Origin of the sequence: Hydrogenophaga sp. PBL-H3 (assembly GCF_010104355.1) — a bacterium.
Taxonomy (GTDB): Bacteria; Pseudomonadota; Gammaproteobacteria; order Burkholderiales; family Burkholderiaceae_C; genus Hydrogenophaga.
Window position 1 is genome coordinate 1,641,674 of record NZ_CP044972.1, and the last position, 16,409, is coordinate 1,658,082.

Consider the following 16,409-nt stretch of genomic DNA (forward strand, 5'->3'; position numbering starts at 1 on the left):
CGCCAGGGGCGCTGCCTAGACTGCGTGCACGCCCGGCGCGGTGCCGGTGCATGGGAGGCAGCCAGTGTTTCAAGGTCACAGTGTGTGGGTGCGTGTGCTCGACGAGCCCGGTGTGTTCGAGCTGTGTTTCGACCGCCAGGGTGATGCGATCAACAAGCTCGATGCGCGCACCATCGCCGAGTTCGGCCAGGCCACGCAGCTGCTGGCCGCGCAGCCCGGGCTCAAGGGCGTGCTCGTCACCAGCGCGAAAGACGTGTTCATCGTCGGTGCCGACATCACCGAGTTCGGGAAGAAGTTTCAGTTGACGGCCGAGGCCATCAGCGCTGACGTGTTGCAGAGCAACGCCATCCTCAACGCCTTTGAAGACCTGCCTGTGCCCAGCGTGGTCGCCATCAACGGCTTCGCGCTCGGCGGCGGGCTGGAGCTCACCATGGCCGGCAGCCTGCGCGTGATGGCCGACTGCGCCAAGGTGGGCGTGCCCGAGGTCAGGCTCGGCCTGTTCCCCGGCTTCGGCGGCACGGTGCGGCTCTCGCGTCTGGCCGGCCCGGCCGTGGCGTGTGAATGGGTGGGCAGCGGCCAGCCGCAAGCGGCCGACACGGCGCTGGCCGTGGGTGTGGTGAACGAGGTGGTGGCGCCCGCGGCCCTGCGCGGCGCCGCGCTGGCCTTGCTGCGCCGCGCCTTGGCCGGCGAGGTGGACTGGACTGCGTTGCAGCAGCGCAAGCGCGAGGCGGTGGCCATGCCGGCGGCCGAGCGCGCGCCGGTGTTTGAAGCCGCGCTGGCCAAGATGGCGCCGCTCAATGCGCGCCAGCAGCCCGCCGCGCACAGTGCGATACAGATGATGGCCGAGGCAGCAGGCCACGACCGCGCGGGTGCCCTCGCGCTCGAAGCCAAAGTGTTTGGCCAGGTGGCGCGCACGCAGGCTGCGGGCGCGCTGGTGCAGGCGTTTCTGAACGACCAGGCGATCAAGAAAGTGTTCAAGCGCCACGCCACCACCGGCACGCCGGTGCGCCATGCGGCCGTGCTGGGCGCGGGCATCATGGGCGGCGGCATCGCTTACACCAGCGCGTTGCGCGGTGTGCCGGTGCGCATGAAAGACATTGCCGAGCCCGCGCTGGCGCTGGGCATGGGCGAGGCCGCCAAACAGCTCGCGCGGCAGGTGAAGAACGGCAAGCTCAAGCAGGACCGCGCCAACGGCGTGCTCGCGTCCATCACGCCGCAGACGGACCACACGGGTTTTGACGCGGTGGACTGCGTGATCGAAGCCATCGTGGAGAACATCGCCATCAAGCAGCAGGTGCTGGCCGACCTGGAAAGCCGTGTGGCACCCACCACGGTGATCGCGTCCAACACATCGAGCCTGCGCATTGACGACATTGCACAACCGCTCAAGCGCCCCGAGAACTTCGTGGGCATGCACTTCTTCAACCCGGTGCACATGATGCCGCTGGTGGAGGTGATCCGCGGCAGCCGCACCAGCGAGGCGGCGGTGTCCACCGCCGTGGGTTACGCCGTGGCCATGGGCAAGACGCCCATCGTCGTGCGCGACTGCCCGGGCTTTCTGGTGAACCGCGTGCTCACCGCCTACATGCGCGGCTTCCTGCTGCTGGTGGCCGACGGCGCCGACTTCGTGCAGGTGGACCGCGCCATGGAAGCGTTTGGCTGGCCCATGGGCCCGGCGTATCTGGAAGACGTGGTCGGCATGGACACCGGCAGTCACGTGAGCGACGTGATCTCGGCCGGCTACCCCGAGCGCATGCCGCGCATCGAATTTGATGCGCTGCGCCTCATGGCCAGCGAGGGCCGCTACGGCCAGAAGAACGGCATCGGCTTCTACCGCTACGAGACCGACGCGCAAGGCAAGCCGCGCCGCTCGCCCGCGCCCGACACGCCCGCGCTGCTGGCGCGCCTGCAACCGAACGGCCTGCGCAGCTTTACCGATGCCGAGATCGTGGACCGCATGATGCTGCCCATGATCGTGGAGGCTGCGCACGCGCTGGAAGAGGGCGTGGTCGGCACGCCCGCCGAGCTCGACACCGCGCTGCAGCTCGGCCTGGGCTTCCCGGCCTACGCGGGCGGCCCGCTCAAGTACGCCGACTGGCTCGGCCTGGCCGAGGTGGTGGCCCGCTGCGACCGCCTCGCCCCCACGCTGGGTGCGGCCCTGCAGCCCACGGCCCGCATGCGCGCCATGGCCGCGGGCGGTGAGCGGTATCACGCCGCCTGAACCCCTCTCTTACCTTTTCCAAATCTCTGGAGTCTTTGCCATGCAACTCAATTCAAGCGTCGCCGCCGTCATCACCGGTGGTGCCTCCGGCCTGGGCGCGGCCACCGCGCGCCGCCTCGCTGCCCACGGCGTGAAGGTCGCGCTGTTCGACCTCAACGCCACACAAGGCGAGGCCCTGGCCAAAGAAATCGGCGGCGTCTTCTGCTCGGTGGACGTGACGAACGAAGAGCAGGTGGACGCCGGCTTTGCCAAGGCCCGCGCCGCACACGGGCAGGAACGCATCCTGGTGAACTGCGCCGGCACCGGCAACGCGGTGAAGACCGCCAGCCGCGACAAGGCCACCGGCGAGATCAAACACTTTCCCACCGCCAACTTCGACCGCATCATCCAGATCAACCTGGTGGGCACCTTCCGCTGCATCGCCAAGTCCGCCGCCGGCATGCTCACGCTGGAGCCGCTGCAGGACGGTGAGCGCGGCGCCATCGTCAACACCGCGTCGGTGGCCGCACAAGACGGCCAGATGGGCCAGGCCAGCTACGCCGCGAGCAAAGCCGCCATCGTCGGCATGACGCTGCCCATCGCCCGCGACCTCATGGGCGAAGGCATCCGCGTCAACACCATCCTGCCCGGCATCTTCAACACGCCATTGCTGCAAGGCGCTCCCGACAACGTGAAGGCCGCGCTCGCGGCATCGGTGCCCTTCCCCAAGCGCCTGGGCGAGCCCGACGAATACGCCCACATCGTCGAGACCATGGTGACCAATGGCTACTTCAACGGGGAAAGCGTGCGGCTGGATGGGGCGATACGGATGGCGCCGAGGTGAGATCGATTGCAGGCCATTTCAATCTGAAGCAGAGCTTAGCCGCTCTGCCGTGTACGGTCACTTGATGCATTCAGTGTCTCGTCCAACGCGTGACGGTTATCTCAGTTGGCTCCGCCTTGATTCGCTTGCTCTAGTAGTGTCTTGGTAGCTTGCACATAGCTTCGAACTACGAATGCATACTCTTTGTCCGACTCACATTCTCGTTCGACCTGCTCGACTAGAACTTGCTTGATGGCATCGTTCGTAGTGCGAGCGATTTGATCCATCAATGTCGCGATGGCCTCCAGTCGCTCCGCACGCTGCTCGACCAAAGAAGGCCTGTTCAGATCTAGACGTTTCTGGGTAAGTAGACCTCGGTCACTTGCCGGGCTGCGAAAAACCATCGGGCCCATGGCAATGAGATGCTCGTCGGGTTGATCTCGGTAAGGGTCCAAGAGTGGCATTGCGGCATCGTAGTACTCCCCCTTTTTGTTGTTGCAGATCCCGCATGCATAGGTGAGATTCGAGTAGTCGTATCGCAGCTCAGGTTTTACTGATTTAGGAAGGATGTGCTCTACGTCGCCGTAGTCGACATGAGGGACCTTACTTTCGCAGTACGCACATTTGTCAGATGTCTCAGCTCGAAGTAGGGCTTTCACTTCGGGAGTCTTGTATGCGTTTGCCAATGCCGCTGGAACCTCCGCAGCCGCAGCATTTAGTTGGAGAAAACGTGTAGTTCTCTGCGAGATTTGGGAGGCGAGCTCCTCTGGGATGTTTTGCTTCTGAAGCCGTATCACTGAACAGCCTTCCTTTCAGCCAGCTTTGCAATTGTCTGTGGCGCATGCTTTGCCAAGCCAAGTTCATCCATTTCTCTCCGGAGCTCAGTAACGATCTCGCTCGTGAAATCTCTTTCAGAGTAACGCGCGACCAAGCCCTCCAACTTGGTCTCCACCCAGACGGGCATCGTAAAGTCCAATCCCAGAACATCTCTCAATATTTCGTTCGCTGATCCTGCTTTGTTCACAGTGTCTAGCAGCGAGCTGTTCACCTTGTTCGTGTCGTCATAGTCCAGCACATAGACATGAGATTCAGGGACAGATCCAACGATAAATGGACTGTGGGTTGCAACTACAAACTGAACCTGAGGGAAGGCCGCTAGAAGATCAGCAAGAACGCGCCTCTGAAGCTCCGGATGAAGATGATTTTCCGGTTCGTCCAATGTGACAACAAAAGCGTTGCCGGCAGGTTGGTACATGAAAACTTGCCAAGCGAGATCTATGACAGCGGCGGCTCCACCGGACACTGCGTCTATCGAGAAGTTGCCAGTGTTGGTCACTAGCACTACCTCGGGAATTCGCACCATCAACCGCTGAAAGCCTAGCTTCGGCGGGAGCATGCGTCGCAGTACCTCTTGAAAATCCTCAAAAATCTTTGCTGACTCAGGATCAGCTTCAACAGCTGCATTCCCATACCCAAATGTTGCAAGTGATATCAAAGTCTCCTTCATGTAGTACTGCGGAGACCATTGTGTGTGCCCGCCGCTGAAGCGGGTTCGAATGAGGCCGGAATAGTTGTTGAAAACGTCAGCTCGACGGCGAGGCACCGTAGGAATAGTCTGAACCTGTTGATAGCTGTATGTGGCTCGGTGTGAAGGTATGTGAAGACCTTCAACACTCTGCTGCCCGTTGACGTTGACGTCGTAGGCTGATCCAGGGTTGTTCGTTGGAACAGTCAACGCGGCGTGAACGTCGTTCGCATACACGATCGAACCAACTGGCATCTGGGGCCCCACTGGCTCGCTCCGTCTGCTGACTTGTACCTCGGGTTCTACATCCTCTTCCCAGTCCCAAAAGTCTGCGGAATACATCATTCCGGCGCTGCTGTTGCGCATGGTCGGCGTGCTAATGAATGAACTAGCCCAACCAAAGTGTCTGCTAGCCAAGCTGAGCAGAGTGGTCTTGCCGGCTCCGTTTGCGCCTGTAAGGATCGTAAGCCTGGGATGGAAATCTATTTCCACGCGCCTAAATTGACGCCATCCGTGGAGCACTAACGTTTTGAACATTGAGGTCTTTCAGTTGGAGTACGGAGCAGGCAATGAGGCAGCGGGTTTCGCGGCGAGAATCAAGTCAAAAATGGAGTATTACGCATGACCGACTGCTCCCCAGAGATAGCGTTGATGAGTTGTCGTGAAGGCGGTGGTGCTGTACGTCTTCGTGTGACAAGACTGGGCGGCATCGCGCGGATTTCGCAACGCGCGCTGAGCGATTGGCCCCACCTCAAGGAATCGGATAAGGCCGCTCATCCGGCGTATTCATCGCCATGTCCCGGTACTGCGCCCGCCAGCTGTCCGGCGGGTAGCTCGCCGGGTCGCGCGGGGCCAGGTGGTTGACGATGTCGAAGTGGTTGAGCTTGTGGCCCATGGCCACCTCGTCCAGCCGCGCCGTGCCCTGGATGTGCGACATGATGGTGCGGCACAGCAGCGAGTAGGCCCACGGGGACGAGCCGATGCCGTCCAGGCCGACGCCGGGGAAATACAGGTTGGCGGCGTCCAGGCTGCGGAAGATGCAGCCGCAGCGCGCGGCCAATTCGTCCAGCGTGCGGATGGAGGCGATCTTGTCGGAGGCGAAGTACGACAGGTCGATGCCGTAGCCGGTGCCCCAGAGCAGCAGCTCGGTTTGCACGCGCTGCCCGTTTGAGAGCGCCACCGTGTCGCTGGTGATGCTGTCCACGCTGGCGTGGTGGCGTTCGATCTCTGCGTAGTGTTCGAGCATGCCGGGGCGCCCGGGAATGAGCTGGTCGCGCAGCACGTCGAAGGGCTGCGTGGGCATGATGTCGGTGATGCCGAACTTCTCGTAGCGCTCGCGCATGTCGGCGCCGATGGCGGCGCTTTGCTGCTCGGCCGTCATGCCGCTGGCCTGCAGGCGGGCAAAGCCGCGCACGCTGCCGGCAACCTGCTTGGGCTTGCGCGTGGGCACAAACCAGCGGGTGCCGCGAAAGGCCCAGACGACGCGCCGCGCGCCCTGCTGAAAACACAGGTCCAGCAGGTCAAAGGCCGAGGCACCGCCACCCACCACCAGCACGTCGCGGCCGTTCAGCAGGTTGGGGTCGCGCAGGGTGCTCGAGTGGAACTCCTGCACCGTGCTGCCGGTGCGCGGGCACGCAGGAATCACCGGTGTGTTGTGTGCGCCTGTGGCCGCCACCAGGTGCCGCGCGTGCACCAGGCCCTGTGGCGTGGCCAGCTCCCAGCCTGCGGCGTCTTCGCGCGCCGACTGCACCGGCGTGTTCAGCCGGATGCCGTCGGCCAGGTTGAAGTGCTCGACCCAGGCTTCGATGTTGGCCAGGATGTGCGGCTGCGTCGCGCCCTGCAGCGGCAGCTCGCCGAGCTGCCAGTCGGCGGTGCTGATCTGGATGTCCTGCCAGGCCGGGAGGTCGCGCCACAGCCCGCCCACGCGGCCCTGGCGCTCCAGCACCACGGCGCCCAGCCCGGCCCGGCGCGCATAGGCCAGGGCCACCACGCCGGCCAGGCCGCCGCCCACGATGGCCACGTCGAATCGCTTGCCGGTGCTGCTTTCCATGCGGGGCTCCTGGGCCTGGTTGTGGCCACATCATGGCCCAGGCAGGCCATGCCTGTCCATGCGCAGGCGGCTCCTTCAGCCTGCCTGTGCCCGTCCGCGCTGCTGCACCGCTTCGCGCCGCCTCGCCAGGGCCTCGGGCGTCTGCGCGGCCGCCCATTCGCTGGACCTTTTTGATTCGAGCACCATGGCCTCGCCCATGGGCAGTTCAAAGCCCTCGTCGATCAGCCGCTTGTAGGCGTGCAGCATGCCGGGCTCGGCGCTGGCCACGTCGGCGGCCAGGGCCAGCGCGGCGGGCAGCAGGGCGTCGGGGCTGAGCACGCGGTTCACCAGGCCCCAGCGTTCGGCGGTCTCGGCGTCGATGAAGTTGCCGCTGAAGGCCATTTCCTTGGCGCGCGGCAGGCCGATCAGCCGGCTCAGTTTCTGCGACAGGCCCCAGCCCGGGATGACGCCGATGCGCGCGTGGGTGTCGGCGAAACGCGCGCCGGTGGAGGCCAGCAGCACGTCGCAGGCCAGGGCGAGTTCGAAGCCACCCGTCACGGCCGCACCATTGACGGCGGCGATCACCGGTTTGCCGAAGGCGGCCAGCGCGCGCACCGGGTCGTTGGCGTCGCCCAGCGTGGGCACGCCTTCGTTGCCGAGCTCGCGCAAATCCAGCCCGGCACAGAAGGCCTTGCCAGCGCCGGTGAGCACCACCACGCGCACGCTGTCGTCGGCGTCCAGTGTGTGCAGCGCCTGCACCAGCGCGCCGCGCAGCGCGGCCGAGAGCGCGTTGAGCGCTTGCGGGCGGTTGAGTGTGAGCAGGGCGCAGCCGGGCAGTGGGTGGCTGACGAGCAGGTGGGTGGTATCGGTCATGGAAGGGGCGTCCTCTTGAAACAGGTGCGCGCAGTGTGCGCCGGGCGGGGCGTTTCAAAAATCGTCCGTTCCGACGACGCCCCTGCCGGGGGGGCCGCCCAGAATGCCCGCAACCCCATCAACCAACGAGATGCAGCCCCATGTCTGAAGCCTATATCGTCGCCGCCGTCCGCACCGCAGGGGGGCGCCGTGGCGGCCGCCTCGCCGGCTGGCACCCCGTGGAGATGGCCGCCCAGGTGCTCAACGCCCTGGTGGACCGCACCGGCGCCGACCCGGCCCTGGTGGAAGACGTGATCATGGGCTGCGTGAGCCAGGTGGGCGAGCAGTCGACCAACGTGGCGCGCAACGCGGTGATGGCCTCGAAGCTGCCCGACTCCGTGCCCGGCACTTCGCTGGACCGCCAGTGCGGCTCCTCGCAGCAGGCGGTGCACTTCGCGGCGCAGGCCGTCATGTCGGGCGCCATGGACGTGGTGATCGCCGCGGGCGTGGAGTCGATGACGCGCGTGCCCATGTTCAGTCCCTCTTCGCTGGCGCAGAAGGCCGGCATGGGCTTCTACCAGAGCCCGTCCATCAACCGCCGCTACAACGACGTGGTGTTCAGCCAGTTCGTGGGCGCCGAGATGATGGCCAGCAAGTACGGCTTTGTGCGCGAAGACCTGGACCGCTTCGCCCTGTTGAGCCACCAGCGCGCCATCGCCGCCACCCAGGCCGGCGCGTTCGACGCCGAGATCCTGCCGCTGCCGGTGCGCGATGCGAACGGCGTGGACACGGCCGACATGCACACGAAGGACGAAGGCATCCGTTACGAGGCCACGCTGGAGTCCATCCAGGGCGTGAAGCTGCTGCAGGAGGGCGGCGTGATCAGCGCGGCCAACGCCAGCCAGATCTGCGACGGCGCCACCGGCGTGATGGTGGTCAACGAGCGAGGCCTGAAGGCGCTGGGTGTGAAGCCGCTGGCGCGCATCCACCACATGACGGTGATCGGCCACGACCCGGTGATCATGCTGGAGGCGCCCATCCCCGCGACCGAGCGCGCGCTGAAGAAAGCCGGCATGAACATCGCCGACATCGACCTCTACGAAGTCAACGAGGCCTTTGCCTCGGTGCCGCTGGCCTGGCTCAAGGCGCTGGGCGCGGACGCCGACCGCCTGAACGTGAATGGCGGCGCGATAGCCCTGGGCCACCCGCTGGGCGGCTCGGGCACCAAGCTCATGACCACGCTGATCCACGCGCTGGGCGCGCGCGGCAAGCGCTACGGATTGCAGACCATGTGCGAGGGCGGTGGCATGGCCAACGTCACCGTCATAGAACGCTTGTAACGCCCGCCTTGCCATGACCCCCCACAAAAGAGATTCCGGAGACAAGACAACAAATACCCCCCTGCTGCAGGTGCAGGGGGTCACCGTGCGCTTCGGCGGCATCGTGGCGCTGGACGGGGTGTCGTTCGACATCCGCCGCGGGGAGATCTGCGCGCTGATCGGGCCCAACGGCGCTGGCAAGAGCACGCTGTTCAACTGCCTCTCGCGCCTGTACGAGTGCAACGCCGGCAGCATCGTGTTTGAAGGGCAGACCATCTCGCGCCTGCCGCGCCACCGCATGGCCGGCATCGGCATCGGCCGCACCTTTCAGAACCTCGCGCTGTTCCGATCCATGACCGTGAGGGACAACGTGCGCGTGGGCTGCCACAGCAAGCACCACGCGGGCATGCTGCGCAACGCCTTTCGCCTGCCGGGTGCGGCGCGCATCGAGGCCGAGGCGCAGGCGCGTGCCGAATCGCTGATTGATTTCCTGCAGCTCGGCGACGTGGCCGAACGTGTGGTGGCCGACCTGCCCTTTGGCACGCAGAAGCGGGTGGAGCTGGCGCGCGCGCTGGCCAGCGAGCCGCAGCTGCTGCTGCTCGACGAACCCGCCTGCGGTCTGAACCACGAAGAGCTGGAAGGCCTGGGCGACCTCATCCGCGACATCCGCGACCGCCTGGGCGTGACGGTGCTGCTGGTGGAGCACCACATGGGCCTGGTGATGAAGATTTCCGACCGCGTGGTGGCGCTGAACTTCGGCAAGAAGATCGCGCAGGGCACGCCGGCCGAGGTGCGCGCCCACCCCGAGGTGATCCGCGCCTACCTGGGCGCCGACGAAGAAGAGGGAGCCACCGCATGACGACCAACCTGCTGGAAGTGCGCGGCCTGCGGGCCCGCTACGGCGCCACCCAGGTGCTGCAGGGGCTGGACCTGGACGTGGCCGAGGGCCAGGTCACCGCGCTGCTGGGCGCCAACGGCGCCGGCAAGACCACCACGCTGCGCGCGCTCTGCCGCTTCATGGTGCAGGCCAGCGGCTCGGTGACGCTGGCGGGCGAGCGCATCGACGGCCGCTCGACCGAACAGATCGCCCAGCTCGGCGTGGGCCACGTGCCCGACGGGCGCGGCACCTTCATGGGCCTGAGCACCGAAGAAAACCTGCAGCTCGGCGCCTTCTCGCGCCGCACCCGCAGCGGCGTGGCCGACGACATGGAGCGCATCTACGGCTACTTTCCACGCCTGCGCGAGCGCGCCACGCAGCAGGCCGGCACGCTCTCGGGTGGTGAGCAGCAGATGCTGGCCATCGGCCGCGCGCTCATGGGCCGCCCGCGCCTGCTGCTGCTCGACGAGCCCTCGTTTGGTCTTGCGCCCCTGATCGTGAAAGACATCTTCGCGATCATGAAACGCATCAATCAGGAGGAGAAAGTCTCCATCCTGCTGGTGGAACAAAACGCCAAGCTCGCACTCGACCTGGCCGACACCGCCTACCTGCTGGAAACCGGGCGCGTGGTGCTCAGCGGCCCCTCGGCCGACATGCGCCAGAACGACGCGGTGCGCCGCGCCTACCTCGGTGAATAGGACAACCTTCCCATGAACGAATTCCTGCACCAACTCCTCGCCGGTCTGGCCACCGGCGGCATCTACGCCAGCGTGGCGCTCGCGCTGGTGATGATCTACCAGGCCACGCACCACATCAATTTCGCCCAGGGCGAGATGGCGATGTTCTCCACCTTCATCGCCTGGTCGCTGATCCAGGCCGGCTTTCCGTACTGGGCGGCGTTTGCCATCACGGTGGTGCTGTCCTTCGTGCTCGCCGCAGCCATCGAGTTCGCGGTGATCCGGCCCATGCACGACGCGCCGGTGCTCTCGGTGGTGGTGGTCTTCATCGGTCTGCTGGTGATCTTCCACAGCCTGGCGGGTTTTCTGTTCGGCTACACCATCAAGCCTTTCCCGAGCCCGTTCCCGGCCGATGCCTGGTATGGCGGCAGCCTGATGTCGGCGCACGAGGTGGGCGCCATCGTGGTGGCGCTGGGCATGGTGGCGCTGCTCTTCATGTTTTTGCGCTTCACGCCGCTGGGCCTGGCCATGCGCGCCGCCGCGCAGAACGCTGCCTCGTCGCGGCTCGTGGGCATCAACGTGGGCCGGATGCTCATGCTGGGCTGGGGCCTGGCGGGGGCCATCGGTGCGGTGGCCGGGATGATGGTCGCGCCCGTGGTCTTTCTGGACCCGAACATGATGACCGGCGTGTTGCTCTACGCGTTTGCCGGCGCCCTCATCGGCGGCATCGACAACCCCATCGGCGCGGTGCTCGGCGGCTTCATCGTCGGCGTGCTGGAGAACCTGCTCGGCACCTACGTGGTGGGCACCGAGCTCAAGCTCTCGGTGGCGCTGGTGCTGATCATCGGCGTGCTCATCGTCAAGCCTTCCGGTCTGCTCGGCAAGACCATCGTCACCCGGGTCTGAACCATGTCTTCCAGCCATTCCGCCGTTCTGAATCCCGTGCGCTCCGCCACCCCCGTTCGCGCCGCGGCGCCACGCGCCACCTGGCCCTGGGTCGTGCTGCTGGTGTTGGTCGTGGCCGGCCTCACCTGGGTGCTCAAGGGCTACCAGCTGTTCCAGGGCACCATGGTGCTGTGTTACGCCATTGCGCTGCTCGGCCTGAACATCCTCACCGGCTACAACGGCCAGATCTCGCTGGGTCACGGCGCTTTCTTCGCGCTGGGCGCCTACGCCGCCGCCATCGCCATGGAACACGGCGGCCTGCCGTACTGGGTGGCGGTGCCGGTGGCGGGCGTGGCCTGCCTGGTCATCGGTTATCTCTTTGGCCGGCCCGCGCTCAAGCTTGAAGGCCTTTACCTGGCACTGGCCACGTTTGCGCTGGCCGTGGCCATGCCGCAGTTGCTGAAATACAAGCACCTGGAGCAGTGGACCGGTGGTGTCGGCGGCATCGTGCTCATCAAGCCCGACGCGCCTTTCGGCCTGCCGCTCTCGCAAGACCAGTGGCTGTTTCTCTACGCGCTGGTGGTGGCGGTGGTCATGTTCGTGATCGGGCACAACCTGCTCTCCAGCGGCAGCGGCCGCGCCATGCGTGCCATTCGCGACCACGCGCTGGCCGCCGAGGCCATGGGCGTGGACAACCCGCACTACAAGTCCATGACCTTCGGCATCTCGGCCGCGTTCACCGGCGTGGGTGGTGCGCTCTCGGCCATTGCGGTGCAGTTCGTCTCGCCCGATTCGTTCACGCTGTTCCTCTCGATCTCGCTGCTGGTGGGCGTGGTGGTGGGCGGCCTGGGCACGGTGTGGGGCGCGTTCTTCGGCGCGCTCTTCATCATGTTCGTGCCGAGTTTTGCCGAGAGCATTTCCAAGGCTGCGCCCTGGGCGGTGTACGGCGTGGTGCTGATCGCCATCATGTTCGCCATGCCGGGCGGCGTGGTGGGCCTGCTGCGCAGCACCAGCGCGCGCTGGAAACGCCGGGCGGCTCCATGAGCGAAGAGACCGTGCTGGTGAGCGAGCGCCACGGCGCCGTGGCGTTGCTGCGCCTGAACATCCCCACGCGGCTGAACCCGCTCACCATGCCGCTGCAGCAGGCGCTGCGCACCGCGCTGGCCGAATTGCGCGAAGACCGCACGGTGCGCGCGCTGCTGCTCACCGGCACCGGCAAGGCCTTCTGCGTGGGTGCCGATCTGGGCTCCATGTCACCGCCGGGCGACGGCAGCCTGGGTGCGCAGACTGCGGACGCGATGGAAGCGCTGTCGAACCGCCTCATCGAAGACCTGCGCACGCTTCCTTTCCCGGTGGTGAGCGCGGTCAACGGCGCGTGTGCCGGCGCCGGCGTGGGCGTGGCGCTGGCGGCCGACGTGGTGCTGGCCGCGCGCTCGGCGTATTTCTACCTGCCCTTCATGCCGCGCCTGGGCATCGTGCCCGACCTGGGCACCACCTGGTTCCTGGAACGCAGCGTGGGCCGCGCGCGGGCGGTGGCCATGTCGCTGCTGGGCGAGCGCCTGAGCGCCGAGCAGGCCGCACAGTGGGGCCTGGTATGGAGGTGCATCGACGATGCCGATCTGCCCGCGCAGGCGCTGGCGATCGCACGACGCCTGGCCGCGCTGCCGGCGCACGCGGCGCAGGAGGTTCGTGCGGTGTATGAACTCGCTGGCCAGCAGACGCTGGTGGAGCAGATGCGCAGCGAAGCCGAACGCCAGCGCGAGCTGATCGACCGGCCCACGTTTGCCGAGGGCGTGCAGGCGTTTCTGGGCAAGCGCGAGCCGGTGTTCCCGCCACGCTGACTTGTCGCGCCACCAATATCGTCAGTTTCGACGATGCCCCGCGCAGGCCGCGTTCCTACGATGAGGCCCGAGCCCCAGCCATCACCACCCAGACGGAGACACACATGCAGAAGACCCACAACGCCGGCTTGCGCCGGTCCCTCCAGCTCGGTGCCAGCCTCGTGCTGGCCGCCCTGCTGCCCCTGTCGGCCCAGGCGCAGAAGCAGTACGACCCCGGCGCCACCGACAAGGAAATCAAGCTCGGCAACCTGGTGCCGTACTCGGGCCCGGCCTCGGCCTACGGCACCATCGGCAAGGCCATGACGGCCTACTTCGAGAAGGTCAACGCCAGCGGTGGCGTGAATGGCCGGCGCATCAACTTCATCACCGCCGACGACGCCTACAACCCGGCCAAGTCGGTCGAGCAGACGCGCAAGCTGGTCGAGCAGGATGAGGTGCTGGCCATGGTGGGATCGCTGGGCACCTCGCACGGCATCGCGGTGCAGCGCTACATGAACGCGAAGAAGGTGCCGCAGCTCTTCGTGGCCACCGGCGCCACGCGCTTCGGCGACCCCAAGGCCTTCCCCTGGACCATGGGCTGGCAGCCAACCTACCAGGCCGAGGGCAAGGTCTACGCGCAGCACATCCTGCAGACCAACCCCAACGCCAAGATCGCCGTGCTGATGCAGAACGACGACTTCGGCAAGGACTTCCACAAGGGCTTCATGGACGCGCTGGGCGACAAGGCCAAGACCATGGTCGTGTCGTTCCAGACCTACGAGGTGACCGACCCGACCATTGACAGCCAGATGGTGTCGTTCAAGGCCTCGGGCGCCGACACCTTCTTCAACATCTCCACGCCCAAGTTCGCGGCCCAGGCCATCCGCAAGGCGGCCGAGATCGGCTGGAAGCCCGCGCACTACGTCTCCAGTGTGTCGCAGTCGATGAACTCGGTGCTCAAGCCAGCCGGCTTCGAGAACTCCGTGGGCATCATCACCTCCACCTACCTGCTCGGCGCTGACGACCCGGCCGGCAAGGGCAACAAGGACGTGGACGAGTACCTGTCGGTGATGAAGCAGTATTACCCCGCTGGCGACCCGTACGACACGCTCAACGTCATCGGCTACGCCACCGCGGCCACCATCACGCAGATGCTCAAGCAGGCCGGCGACAACCTCACGCGCGAGAACGTGATGAAGCAGGCCGCCAACCTGAACTTCACGCCACCCATGCTGTATCCGGGCATCGACATCAAGACCTCCCCGACGGACTACTATCCGATCGAGAAGAAGACGCTGCAGCGTTTCAACGGCAAGGCCTACGAGTCGTTCGGCCCCATCTTCGGCGGCTGAAGCCCACACACACCCGCACGGCCGCCCTGGTGCTCCCACCGGGCAGTCGCTGCGGGTGAACTGTTTTTTACCAGGAGACATCCCATGCACGGCCTGATGCAAGACCGCCCGCTGCTGATCTCGTCACTCATCGAGCACGCAGCCACCTTCCACCCCCACACCGAGATTGTTTCTCGCCTGCCCGAAGGCACGGTGCACCGCACCGACTGGCAGGGCGTGTGCCTGCGCTCGCGCCAGGTGGCCAACGCGCTCAAGACCCTGGGCATCCAGCAGGGAGACCGCGTGGGCACCCTGGCCTGGAACTCGTACCGCCACCTGGCGCTGTACTACGGCGTCTCGGGCAGTGGCGCGGTGCTGCACACGGTGAACCCGCGCCTGTTTCCCGAGCAGATCGACTACATCGTCAACCACGCCGAAGATCAGGTGCTGTTCTTCGACACCACCTTCGCGCCGCTGGTGGAGCAGCTCGCTCCGCGCCTCAAATCGGTCAAGGCTTTCATCGCCATGACCGACCGCGCCCACATGCCGGCCATCAGCGTGCCCAACCTGATGTGCTTCGACGAGCTGCTGGACGCCCAGAGCACCGAATACACCTGGCCCGAGTTCGACGAGAAGAGCGCGTCGTCCCTCTGCTACACCTCGGGCACCACCGGCAACCCCAAGGGCGTGCTGTACTCGCACCGCTCGACGCTGCTGCACACGCTGATGGAACTGGCGCCCGACACCTTCGGCATCAGCTCGGCCGAGACGCTGATGCTGATCGTGCCCATGTTCCATGCCAACGCCTGGGGCGCACCCTACGCGGCGGCCATGGTGGGCGCCAAGCTGGTGCTGCCTGGCCCGCATCTGGACGGCGAGAGCGTCTACACGCTCATGCGCGACGAGAAGGTGACTTTTTCGCAGGGCGTGCCCACGGTCTGGATGATGCTGTTCCAGTACCTCGACAAGAATCCGCAGCTCGACCCGCGCACGCTCGGCGTCAAACGCATCGGCATTGGCGGCGCGGCGGTGTCGCGCTCGGTGCTGGAGCGCTTCGAGAACCAGTTCGGCGCCGAGGTGGTGCAGGGCTGGGGCATGACCGAGACCAGCCCGATCGGCGTGATCAGCAAGCTGCTGCCCAAGCACGCGGGCATCGACAAGGACGAGCTGGTGAAGATCAAGCTCAAGCAGGGCCGGGGCGTTTGGGGCGTGGACCTGAAGATCGTCGACGCAGACGGCAAGGCCTTGCCCTGGGACGGCGTGGCCTTCGGCAACCTCTATGTGCGCGGCCCCTGGATTGCCAGCGGCTACTACCGCGGTGAGGGCGGCTCGGTGCTCGATGAAGAAGGCTTCTTTCCCACCGGCGACGTGGCCACCATCGACCCCGACGGTTACCTGCAGCTGGTGGACCGCGCCAAGGATGTGATCAAGTCGGGCGGCGAGTGGATCTCGTCGATCGACGTGGAGAACGCAGCGGCCTCGCACCCCGGCGTGTCCGAGTCGGCGGTGATCGGTGTCTCGCACCCCAAGTGGCAGGAGCGCCCGCTGTTGCTGGTGGTGAAGCGACCCGGTGCCAGCGTGGAGCCGCAAGACCTGCTCGACCACCTGGGCACACGCATCGCCAAGTGGTGGCTGCCCGACGAGGTGCTGTTCGTCGACGCCTTGCCCCACACGGCCACCGGCAAGTTGCTGAAAACCAAGTTGCGTGAGCAGTACCGCGAGCACAAGCTGCCCACGGCTTGAGCTGGTTGTCGCGTTGCCCGCTTCGCTCGCGGGTTTCGCGCTGACGCCGGGCGTGGTCCGCGTTCTCCGGCGCTCGCTCGCGGGCGCCTGCCCGGGGGCGCCGCCGCTGCTGCGTCAACACCGTGGTCGGCGCGCAGCCTCTGTGGCAACCGCGAATGGCGCCTGCGCCCGCGAACCCCACCCGACGTCGAGAGTGACGGGTGGGTACGCCTGCAGGGGAGTCTGACTTGCTGCTGGCGCACAAGGGTGCGACTGGGGTCGATGGTGGGGGCGACTGTGCGCAGGCGCCATTCGCGCTTGCCGCAGAGGTTGCGCGCCAGCCACGGCG

At 66.1% G+C, this 16,409-nt stretch carries 14 protein-coding genes and 1 pseudogene; 10 read left to right on the plus strand and 5 right to left on the minus strand.

What is annotated here, in order from left to right; all coding sequences use genetic code 11:
• Positions 1 to 64 precede the first annotated feature (64 nt).
• Together fadB and F9Z44_RS07825 are read left to right on the plus strand one after the other, a co-directional pair.
• Entirely contained in the window at positions 65 to 2,221 is a 2,157-nt protein-coding gene (fadB, locus tag F9Z44_RS07820; protein WP_159605000.1) for a fatty acid oxidation complex subunit alpha FadB, read from the plus strand.
• A 40-nt stretch (positions 2,222 to 2,261) separates the two neighbouring features.
• Positions 2,262 to 3,044 carry an SDR family NAD(P)-dependent oxidoreductase gene (locus tag F9Z44_RS07825; RefSeq protein ID WP_159605002.1) on the plus strand — a complete coding sequence of 261 codons (783 nt, stop codon included), beginning with the start codon at positions 2,262 to 2,264 and terminating at the stop codon, positions 3,042 to 3,044.
• Between the two features lie 101 nt (positions 3,045 to 3,145).
• On the opposite strand, the gene F9Z44_RS07830 is transcribed toward F9Z44_RS07825, so the two are convergent.
• From F9Z44_RS07830 to F9Z44_RS07850, 5 genes and pseudogenes are all read right to left on the minus strand, one after another.
• Positions 3,146 to 3,682, minus strand: coding sequence for an HNH endonuclease (locus tag F9Z44_RS07830; protein WP_159605004.1), 537 nt, complete (start codon positions 3,680 to 3,682; stop codon positions 3,146 to 3,148).
• A 134-nt stretch (positions 3,683 to 3,816) separates the two neighbouring features.
• Entirely contained in the window at positions 3,817 to 4,914 is a 1,098-nt protein-coding gene (locus F9Z44_RS07835) for an AAA family ATPase (protein WP_162147740.1), read from the minus strand.
• A 102-nt stretch (positions 4,915 to 5,016) separates the two neighbouring features.
• Positions 5,017 to 5,085: pseudogene (locus F9Z44_RS23270) on the minus strand (hypothetical protein); the annotation flags it as partial.
• Positions 5,086 to 5,299: 214 nt separating this feature from the next.
• Positions 5,300 to 6,598, minus strand: coding sequence for a flavin-containing monooxygenase (locus tag F9Z44_RS07845; RefSeq protein WP_159605006.1), 1,299 nt, complete (start codon positions 6,596 to 6,598; stop codon positions 5,300 to 5,302).
• A gap of 75 nt (positions 6,599 to 6,673) precedes the next feature.
• Positions 6,674 to 7,450: an enoyl-CoA hydratase gene (locus F9Z44_RS07850; RefSeq protein WP_159605008.1), complete on the minus strand. Its 777-nt coding sequence runs from the start codon at positions 7,448 to 7,450 to the stop codon at positions 6,674 to 6,676.
• Between the two features lie 140 nt (positions 7,451 to 7,590).
• Between F9Z44_RS07850 and F9Z44_RS07855 the strand changes: the two genes are divergently transcribed.
• The 8 genes from F9Z44_RS07855 (at position 7,591) to F9Z44_RS07890 (ending at position 16,081) form a co-directional block, all read left to right on the plus strand.
• Positions 7,591 to 8,769 carry an acetyl-CoA C-acetyltransferase gene (locus F9Z44_RS07855; protein ID WP_159605010.1) on the plus strand — a complete coding sequence of 393 codons (1,179 nt, stop codon included), beginning with the start codon at positions 7,591 to 7,593 and terminating at the stop codon, positions 8,767 to 8,769.
• 13 nt (positions 8,770 to 8,782) lie between these two features.
• Complete coding sequence (locus F9Z44_RS07860) at positions 8,783 to 9,607, plus strand: ABC transporter ATP-binding protein (RefSeq protein WP_159605012.1); 825 nt, start codon at positions 8,783 to 8,785, stop codon at positions 9,605 to 9,607.
• A complete protein-coding gene (locus F9Z44_RS07865; RefSeq protein WP_159605014.1) occupies positions 9,604 to 10,323 on the plus strand; it encodes an ABC transporter ATP-binding protein in 720 nt (239 codons plus the stop codon). Before F9Z44_RS07860 ends, F9Z44_RS07865 begins: the two co-directional genes overlap by 4 nt.
• Before the next feature lie 12 nt (positions 10,324 to 10,335).
• Positions 10,336 to 11,208, plus strand: a complete 873-nt coding sequence (locus F9Z44_RS07870) for a branched-chain amino acid ABC transporter permease (protein WP_159605016.1) — start codon at positions 10,336 to 10,338, stop codon at positions 11,206 to 11,208.
• 3 nt (positions 11,209 to 11,211) lie between these two features.
• Positions 11,212 to 12,231, plus strand: a complete 1,020-nt coding sequence (locus F9Z44_RS07875; RefSeq protein ID WP_159605018.1) for a branched-chain amino acid ABC transporter permease — start codon at positions 11,212 to 11,214, stop codon at positions 12,229 to 12,231.
• Positions 12,228 to 13,028: an enoyl-CoA hydratase-related protein gene (locus tag F9Z44_RS07880; protein ID WP_159605020.1), complete on the plus strand. Its 801-nt coding sequence runs from the start codon at positions 12,228 to 12,230 to the stop codon at positions 13,026 to 13,028. The genes F9Z44_RS07875 and F9Z44_RS07880 overlap by 4 nt, the downstream gene beginning before the upstream one ends.
• Before the next feature lie 104 nt (positions 13,029 to 13,132).
• Entirely contained in the window at positions 13,133 to 14,359 is a 1,227-nt protein-coding gene (locus F9Z44_RS07885; protein ID WP_159605022.1) for an ABC transporter substrate-binding protein, read from the plus strand.
• An 84-nt stretch (positions 14,360 to 14,443) separates the two neighbouring features.
• Positions 14,444 to 16,081 carry a 3-(methylthio)propionyl-CoA ligase gene (locus F9Z44_RS07890; protein ID WP_159605024.1) on the plus strand — a complete coding sequence of 546 codons (1,638 nt, stop codon included), beginning with the start codon at positions 14,444 to 14,446 and terminating at the stop codon, positions 16,079 to 16,081.
• Positions 16,082 to 16,409: the final 328 nt, after the last annotated feature.

Excerpts from the sequence above, each read along its gene's own strand:
- F9Z44_RS07885 (WP_159605022.1), top strand. The coding sequence starts at position 13,133 with ATGCAGAAGACCCACAACGCCGGCTTGCGCCGGTCCCTCCAGCTCGGT.
- F9Z44_RS07880 (WP_159605020.1), top strand. The coding sequence starts at position 12,228 with ATGAGCGAAGAGACCGTGCTGGTGAGCGAGCGCCACGGCGCCGTGGCG.
- F9Z44_RS07845 (WP_159605006.1), bottom strand. The coding sequence starts at position 6,598 with ATGGAAAGCAGCACCGGCAAGCGATTCGACGTGGCCATCGTGGGCGGC.
- F9Z44_RS07835 (WP_162147740.1), bottom strand. The coding sequence starts at position 4,914 with ATGCGCAACAGCAGCGCCGGAATGATGTATTCCGCAGACTTTTGGGAC.
- F9Z44_RS07875 (WP_159605018.1), top strand. The coding sequence starts at position 11,212 with ATGTCTTCCAGCCATTCCGCCGTTCTGAATCCCGTGCGCTCCGCCACC.
- F9Z44_RS07860 (WP_159605012.1), top strand. The coding sequence starts at position 8,783 with ATGACCCCCCACAAAAGAGATTCCGGAGACAAGACAACAAATACCCCC.
- F9Z44_RS07865 (WP_159605014.1), top strand. The coding sequence starts at position 9,604 with ATGACGACCAACCTGCTGGAAGTGCGCGGCCTGCGGGCCCGCTACGGC.
- F9Z44_RS07850 (WP_159605008.1), bottom strand. The coding sequence starts at position 7,450 with ATGACCGATACCACCCACCTGCTCGTCAGCCACCCACTGCCCGGCTGC.
- F9Z44_RS07825 (WP_159605002.1), top strand. The coding sequence starts at position 2,262 with ATGCAACTCAATTCAAGCGTCGCCGCCGTCATCACCGGTGGTGCCTCC.
- F9Z44_RS07855 (WP_159605010.1), top strand. The coding sequence starts at position 7,591 with ATGTCTGAAGCCTATATCGTCGCCGCCGTCCGCACCGCAGGGGGGCGC.
- F9Z44_RS07890 (WP_159605024.1), top strand. The coding sequence starts at position 14,444 with ATGCACGGCCTGATGCAAGACCGCCCGCTGCTGATCTCGTCACTCATC.
- F9Z44_RS07870 (WP_159605016.1), top strand. The coding sequence starts at position 10,336 with ATGAACGAATTCCTGCACCAACTCCTCGCCGGTCTGGCCACCGGCGGC.